4 protein-coding genes are annotated in these 6,758 nt (G+C 60.8%); 1 reads left to right on the top strand and 3 read right to left on the bottom strand.

Annotation, left to right across the window (positions count from 1 at the left end; translation table 11 throughout):
* From ACEQWH_RS02680 to ACEQWH_RS02670, 3 genes are all read right to left on the bottom strand, one after another.
* A partial coding sequence (locus ACEQWH_RS02680; protein ID WP_370228074.1) for an FAD-dependent oxidoreductase occupies nt 1–1,885 on the bottom strand: 1,885 nt, incomplete at its 3' end.
* Nucleotides 1,882–4,248 (bottom strand): FAD-dependent oxidoreductase, encoded by a 2,367-nt coding sequence (locus ACEQWH_RS02675; RefSeq protein WP_370228072.1) that lies wholly within the window; start codon nt 4,246–4,248, stop codon nt 1,882–1,884. The genes ACEQWH_RS02675 and ACEQWH_RS02680, both read right to left, overlap by 4 nt.
* Nucleotides 4,248–5,777: a trimethylamine methyltransferase family protein gene (locus ACEQWH_RS02670; protein ID WP_370228071.1), complete on the bottom strand. Its 1,530-nt coding sequence runs from the start codon at nt 5,775–5,777 to the stop codon at nt 4,248–4,250. The genes ACEQWH_RS02675 and ACEQWH_RS02670 overlap by 1 nt, the downstream gene beginning before the upstream one ends.
* 79 nt (nt 5,778–5,856) lie before the next feature.
* On the opposite strand from ACEQWH_RS02670, the gene ACEQWH_RS02665 reads away from it, so the two are divergent.
* On the top strand, nt 5,857–6,758 hold a 902-nt coding region (locus tag ACEQWH_RS02665; protein ID WP_370228069.1), incomplete at its 3' end, for a LysR family transcriptional regulator.

Below are 6,758 nucleotides of genomic sequence, written 5' to 3'. Positions count from 1 at the left end.
CATGCAGCTCCCAGCCACATTCGCCCAGGTAAGACACCCGCAAGGCCCGCACCGAAGCCCCCGCCACATCACAGTCCTGCGCGGTCAGCCATTGCATCTGAGCCAGCTCGGGCAGCACGTCGGGCGCCTTAGGGCCCATGACGCCGATGACGGCGAAGTCTTCGGTGATGTTTTGGACTGTCACGTCGAAATCACCTGCAACCTGCTGCAGCAGATCAAAGTCGATCTGTTCGGCGGCCGCTGCCGAGGTGAGATAGGCATGATCGCCGCCAAGGCGCGTGACTGTGAATTCTGACAGAACGCCGCCCGTCGGGGTCAACGCGTGGGTCAATCCGATGCGGCCCGCATTGGGCGCGCGGTTGGCGCCCAGCGCTTCAAGAAAGGCCGTGACATCAGGGCCCGTCACATCGAATTTTGAAAACACAGACAAATCGGCCATCGCAACACGGTTGCTGGCTGCGTCGACCTCTGCTGCCACTGGCTTAAACCAGTTGGCGCGGCGGAAGGTTTCATCCGCGACGACGCCCGGTGTGTCCGAGAACCAATTGGGGCGTTCCCAGCCATAGGCTGCACCCATCACGGCTCCGCGCGCAACCATCAAGTCATGCAGCGGCGACAGGCGCAATCCCCGTCCAGCGGGGCGTTCTTCGTGCGGGTAATGCACCCCGAACTGCAGTCCGAAACATTCGATGGCCTTGGCGACACGATAGTCGCGATCGGCCCAGGAGCCAAAGCGGCGACTGTCTACGGCCAGCGCATCCATCGGCGGTGCACCATGGGTCATCCAATGCGCCAGGAACCAGCCCGCGCCGCCCCCTTCCATCACCCCCATGGATGAGCCTGTCAAAAGCCACGCGTTCTGCAGCCCATGCGCTGGACCAATCAGCGGGTTGGCGTCTGGGGTGAAGGTGATCGGCCCGTTGATCACCGACTTCACGCCACCGGTTTCCAACGCGGGGATCCGCTGCATGGCGGCCATGATGATATGCTCAACGGACTCCAGATCAGGCGGCATCAGATCTGCGCCAAACTCTGGCGGCACACCGTCAACCGACCAAACCTTTGCGGCCTTTTCATAGGGACCAAGGATCAGCCCGTCGCGTTCCTGACGCACATACCAGCTTTCTTCGGGGTCGCGGATGATCGGCAGCTCCGGTAAACCGTCTTTGATCCGCGATGACACGGCCTTAATGGTATCGGTCACAAGGTACTGATGCAGAACCGGCACCGACGGGATGTTCAGCCCCATCATATGACCGATTTCCCAACCCCATGTGCCTGCTGCATTGACCACATGAACGGTCTCGATGACCTCGGATGCTGTCTCGATCCGCCAATGCGACTGCTGGCGTTCAATCGCGGTGACCGGACAGTTTCGCAGAATGCGCGCACCGCCGCGACGGGCGACCTCTGCCATGGCATGCGTGGCCAAAGTGGGATCGACGTGGCCGTCATCAGGCTCATATATGCCGCCGATCAACCCATCGAGTTGCGCCAGAGGGAACAGCTCGGCGATCCGGTCTGGTGTCAGAATTTCCAAGGGATAGCCGGTGAAGTCCGACAGCCCCGCGACATGGCGAAACTCATCCATCCGGTCGGGGTTGCGTGTGATCCGCATCGCGCCAGAACGGTGAAACCCGCAATCCCGCCCGGTTTCCTGAGGCAGAATATCGCGATAGAGCCGCACCGACGTGGCTCGCAGTTCTTGAATTGTCGGGTTATGCGCGAAATGGGTGCACAGCCCAGCCGCATGCCACGTCGAGCCATGCGTCAGGTCGTTTTTCTCGACCAAAACCACGTCTGACCATCCGGCCTTAACCAGATGATACATCAGCGACACGCCCATCGCGCCACCACCGATAATGACAACCTGCGCTTTGATCATGCGCGCATCCTTTCGCCTGAGGGATCAAAGGGAGGGCGGAGCAGCGGTTGCGCGGCATAGTCCTGCCCGGCCACGCGGACGGTGAATTGCCGCGCGCAAGTCTGCGCCATGGTCTCGCCTTGTGGCACCGACACCATGGCAAAACACAGGTTCAACCCCGTGCGCGGCCCGCGCCCACCCGAGGTGGTCAAACCCACATGAATGCCGTCCTCAAAAACCGGCTCGTCATGCAGCATCAGGGCATCGCCATGCACCTGCATCAAAACCAGTCTTTGCCGCACGCCTTCTGCCTTTTGCCGCTTTAGCTCCGCTTTGCCCTGAAACTCTTTGGACCAGTCGATTGTAAACGCCAGCCCCGCCTCAAGGGGCGTAACCTCGGGGCCAAGCTCGTGCCCCCAGTGTTTGAAGCCTTTTTCCAGCCGACAGGCATCCACGGCAAAGTGGCCAAGCGGCGTCGCCCCGGCCCCCTGCAGCGCATCAAAAACCTGCGCGGCCTGAGCATTCGCAACTGTCAGCTCCCACCCAAGTTCTCCGACGAAACTCACACGGGTGGCCCGCAGGGGAACACCCGCAAACTCGACCTCTGCGGCGTGGCCAAAGGGGATGTCGGGCCATGGGCCAAACCCGTTCAGCAAGACTCTGCTGCCCGCGCCCATCACCCCAATCGTGCAATACGTCTCGGTCACATCACACAAGGCCACATCGCTGGGCAGGTATTTTCGCAGCACCTCCAGATCGCGAACGCGTGTCGCACCACCTGATATCAGATGAAACCGATCGTGGCTTAACCGCGTGATGGTCACATCCATCTCGATCCCGCCACGCGCGTTCAAAACCTGTGTATAGACCGCGCGGCCAATCGCGACATCCATTTGCGCGGTGGTCACACGATTAAGCGCATCCAGCGCGCCCTCACCCGAAAAATCCAGCTTGGTGAAGGGACTAAGATCGATCAGAGCTGTCCCCTGATCCATAACCGCCGCCTCGGCCTGTGCAAAGGACCACCATCCCTGATCGGCCACCGAATAGGCCTGCGCGGCTCCGTAGTACAGCCCGCGCTCCCATCCGGCGGTCACGCCGAAATGCGCCCCTGCCGCAGCCCAACGGTCGTGCAGCGCAGACGTACGCACCCCGCGACCCGCCTTGGGTTGTTTATAGGGCCAATGCAGCGCGAACAGATCGGCGATCGCCTCTTCCATGCGCGCGGCCATATGCGCGGGTGTTGCTGTGACGGGATCCACGCGGGCGACATCCACCTCCCACATGTCCATAGGAGGAACACCGTCGATCATCCAATCCGCCAAGGCCCGACCGATGCCTGCTGACGACATCACGCCAACGGAATTCATACCCGCCGCAACAAACAATCCGTCAACGGTGGTCTCTCCGACCAGGGGGCGCGTATCGGCGGTAAAGCTCTCCGGTCCGTTCATGAAATGCTGGATGCCCGCAGTCTCCAGGACCGGGAAAAGCGTGAGCGCGGCCTCCATGAATGGCGCGAACTGATCCCAATCCTCGGCCATCTCAAGGAAGGGGCGATCGCCCTCAGGACCATAGGCATTCCAGCATTTCGCGTTGGGTTCAAAGCCGCCGATCACCAGTTTTCCGGCATCTCCCTTCAGATAGATGCCGCGATCCAGATCTCGGATCACAGGAAAAGGGTTGGGCAGATCGGGGATCGGCTCGGTCACCACATACATATGCTCCACGGCCTGCAAAGGCAGCGCCACACCAGCGCTGGCGGCCAATTCGCGAGACCATGCACCAGTCGCAATGACGACTTGGTCGGCATCCATCTGGGTTCCGTCTGCAAGCGTCACACCAAGCGTGCGCCCACCGTCTTTGCGGATTTCCTGGACAGCGGTATTTTCCCGAATAACCACCCCGCGATCCCGCGCAGCTTTGGCATAGGCCATGCACAGATCGACCGGATTCACATTGGCGTCTTCGGGTACAAACAAGGCCCCTGCATGCTCGCGCAGATCCAGCTGCGGCAGAGGCAACTCGGAGGGATCAACCACGCGCGGTGTCAGCCCAAGCGTTTGGCCCAGACCCGCGATCCGGCGCAGTTCATCCAGACGTTCGGGCGCGCGGGCCAGCCAATAGCCGCTGGTCTGGCGATAGCCCGTCGACATGCCGGTTTCGGTCTCAAGCGCAGGAAATACCTCGAGCGCGGCCATGGCGAGGCGCGTCATATTCGGTGTGGCACGCAAGGGCCCCACGATCCCTGCCGCATGCCAAGACGTACCGGACGTCAGTTGATTGCGCTCGAGCACCGTGACGTCTTTGGCCCCTCGTTTGGCCAAATGATACGCAAGGCTCAGCCCGATGGCGCCGCCGCCGATGATAAGGATACGGGACATCAGAAATAGTTCCGATCCGGCTGTTCCGATTTACGGCGGGCAATGTAATCCTGCAACGCGCCGTCGATCTCGGGATCAAGCCCGGGATCTGCGTAAGACGCCAGCTGGTCTTTCCAGATGGCATTGGCCCGTGTCGCGGCATCTTTTTCGCCCGCAGCGCTCCAGTGCTCAAATGAGGTGTCGTCCGGAGTCCAGGGGCGAAACAGCGCTGACATAAAGTTGGCCTGTGTATGTTCGGACCCCAAGAAATGCTTCCCCGGTCCTGTCGCGGCAATCGCCTCCATCGCCTGGGCATTCTCGCTCATGTCGATGCCGTCAAAGAACCGCCCGATCTTGCCGCAGATGTCATGGTCCAGAATGGTTTTCTCAAAGGATGTTACCAGCCCGCCTTCCAGCCAGCCGGTGGCATGGTTGATCAGGTTGGCGCCCGCAAACATCGACATCATCAGCCCCCATGTGGCCTCTTGCTGGCTTTGGGCATCCGGAACTTTCGAGGCACTCAGCGTGCCCACCGTGTGCAGAGGCACGCCTAGACGACGCGCCAGTTGTCCTGCGGCCAGAACCATCAACCCGGCCTCTGGCGTGCCAAAGGTCGGGGCGCCGGATTTCATCGACATGGTCGATGCAAAGCTGCCCATCAGACAGGGTGTGCCGGGGTTGATAAGCTGGGTCAGGGCCATCGCCGCCATAGTTTCCGCCAGCACCTGCGCCAACGTGCCTGCGACGGTCGTGGGCGACATCGCCCCTGTCAGAACCCAAGGGGTACAGGCCACCGGCTGTCCAGCGCGGGCATAGGTCTTAAGCGCGCCGGACATATGGGAATCCATCACCAGCGGCGCATTGGTGTTTGAGACGCAATACAAGACGGCGTTTTCGGCAACAAAGTCCTCGCCAAACACGAGGCGCGCCATGTCGATTGCGTGGCCTGCGCGCTCGGCCCCTATGAAGGCGCCCATAAAAGCGCGGTCAGAATAGCGGATGTGGCCATAAAGCATATCCAGATGGCGCTTGTTGGCGGGTAAATCCACCGGCTCGCAGACAACGCCTCCGGAATGATGCAGCCACGGCAGCGTGTGGTGCAGCTTAACCAGATCAATGAAATCCTGATGCGACGCATACCGCCGCCCCCGATCCAGATCATGCACAAAAGGTGGCCCCCAAGAGGGGCACAACACGCTCGCGTCCCCGCCAAGTTGCACGTTGTTGGCCGGATTGCGCGCGTGCTGCACAAACTGCGCCGGCGCGGTCGCCGTGATGGTCTTGCGGCAAAACCCCGGCGCAAAGCGGACGCGCGATCCATCTATGTCGCAACCTGCCTCAGCAAAGATCTGTAAAATTTCGGGATCGTCCTGAAACTCCATTCCGGTTTCGGCCAGAATAATGTCCGCATTCGCTTCGATCTGCGCGAGCCCAGCTTCGCTGAGCACATTGAACGTCGACAATTTGCGCAGAATGAACGGCGCGCGGACCTCGGCTGCGGTGCTTGGGGTGGACGTCTTGCGTCTGCGAGAGGATCGGGTGCGCGTCATGCTGATCACGTTGCGCCAGCGCTTGACGGAAACCAAGAAAATCCTGCTAGTATAAAGTGAAATTATACTAAGGTTAGATATGCTGGACCGCCATAAACTGTCGCCAAGCCTGATGCGCTCGCTCGAAGTCTTTGTCGCTGTGGCCGAAACCGGCCAGATGCGCGCGGGCGCCAAACTGCTTGCCATGTCACAGCCGGCGGCCTCGCAACATATCACGGCGCTGGAAAAGGCATTCGGCACCACGCTGCTTGACCGCAGCACCCGCCCCGCGCGTCTGACGCATGCCGGTGCGCGTCTGCACGGCAAAGCCCTGAAGATCCTCGAAGCTCTTTCGGATATGGAAACCGAACTGCGTCACGTAGGCCAGAAACCCCTGTCGCTGCTGCGGGTTGGCATTCAGGCCTCGGTGGCCACAACCCTGACACCGTCGTTGATCGACATGGCGCAACGCGTTTTCGGCGTCGAGGACATCACCCTGCACGCAGGGCAAAGCGGCAACCACGAACACCTGCTGCGCACCAAACAGGCAGATCTGGCGATCACGTCAAATCCGTTTCTGGACATGGACGGGCTGGAACGGCACCACATTCTGACCGAACAATACCTGTTGGTCCTGCCGCAAACATATGACGGACCAACGGGCAGCCTCGAGGAAATCCAGACGCGACTGCCTCTGGTGCGGTTCGGAGACACCACGAACGCCGGACGCAACATTGCGCAACATCTGCGCCGTTTGCGGTTTGAACCTGACCGGGTCATTCAAGCGGACCGCTCGAGCATGGTGACCTCCTGTGTTTCGACAGGCCAGGGTTTTAGCCTGCTTACGCCGACCTTGCTGATTGACGGCTTGGTTGAAAACATGCGCTTGCAGATCAAGCCCCTACCCGTCTCGGGCCTTTCGCGCACCCTGACGGTGGTCGCCCGCAAAGACGAGCTTCAGCACCTGCCAAAAGCCGTCGCAGACCTGTGTCGGCAAACTCT

Origin of the sequence: Cognatishimia sp. (assembly GCF_964229375.1) — a bacterium.
Taxonomy (GTDB): Bacteria; Pseudomonadota; Alphaproteobacteria; order Rhodobacterales; family Rhodobacteraceae; genus Cognatishimia.
This window is presented reverse-complemented; position numbering and strand designations above follow the sequence as displayed.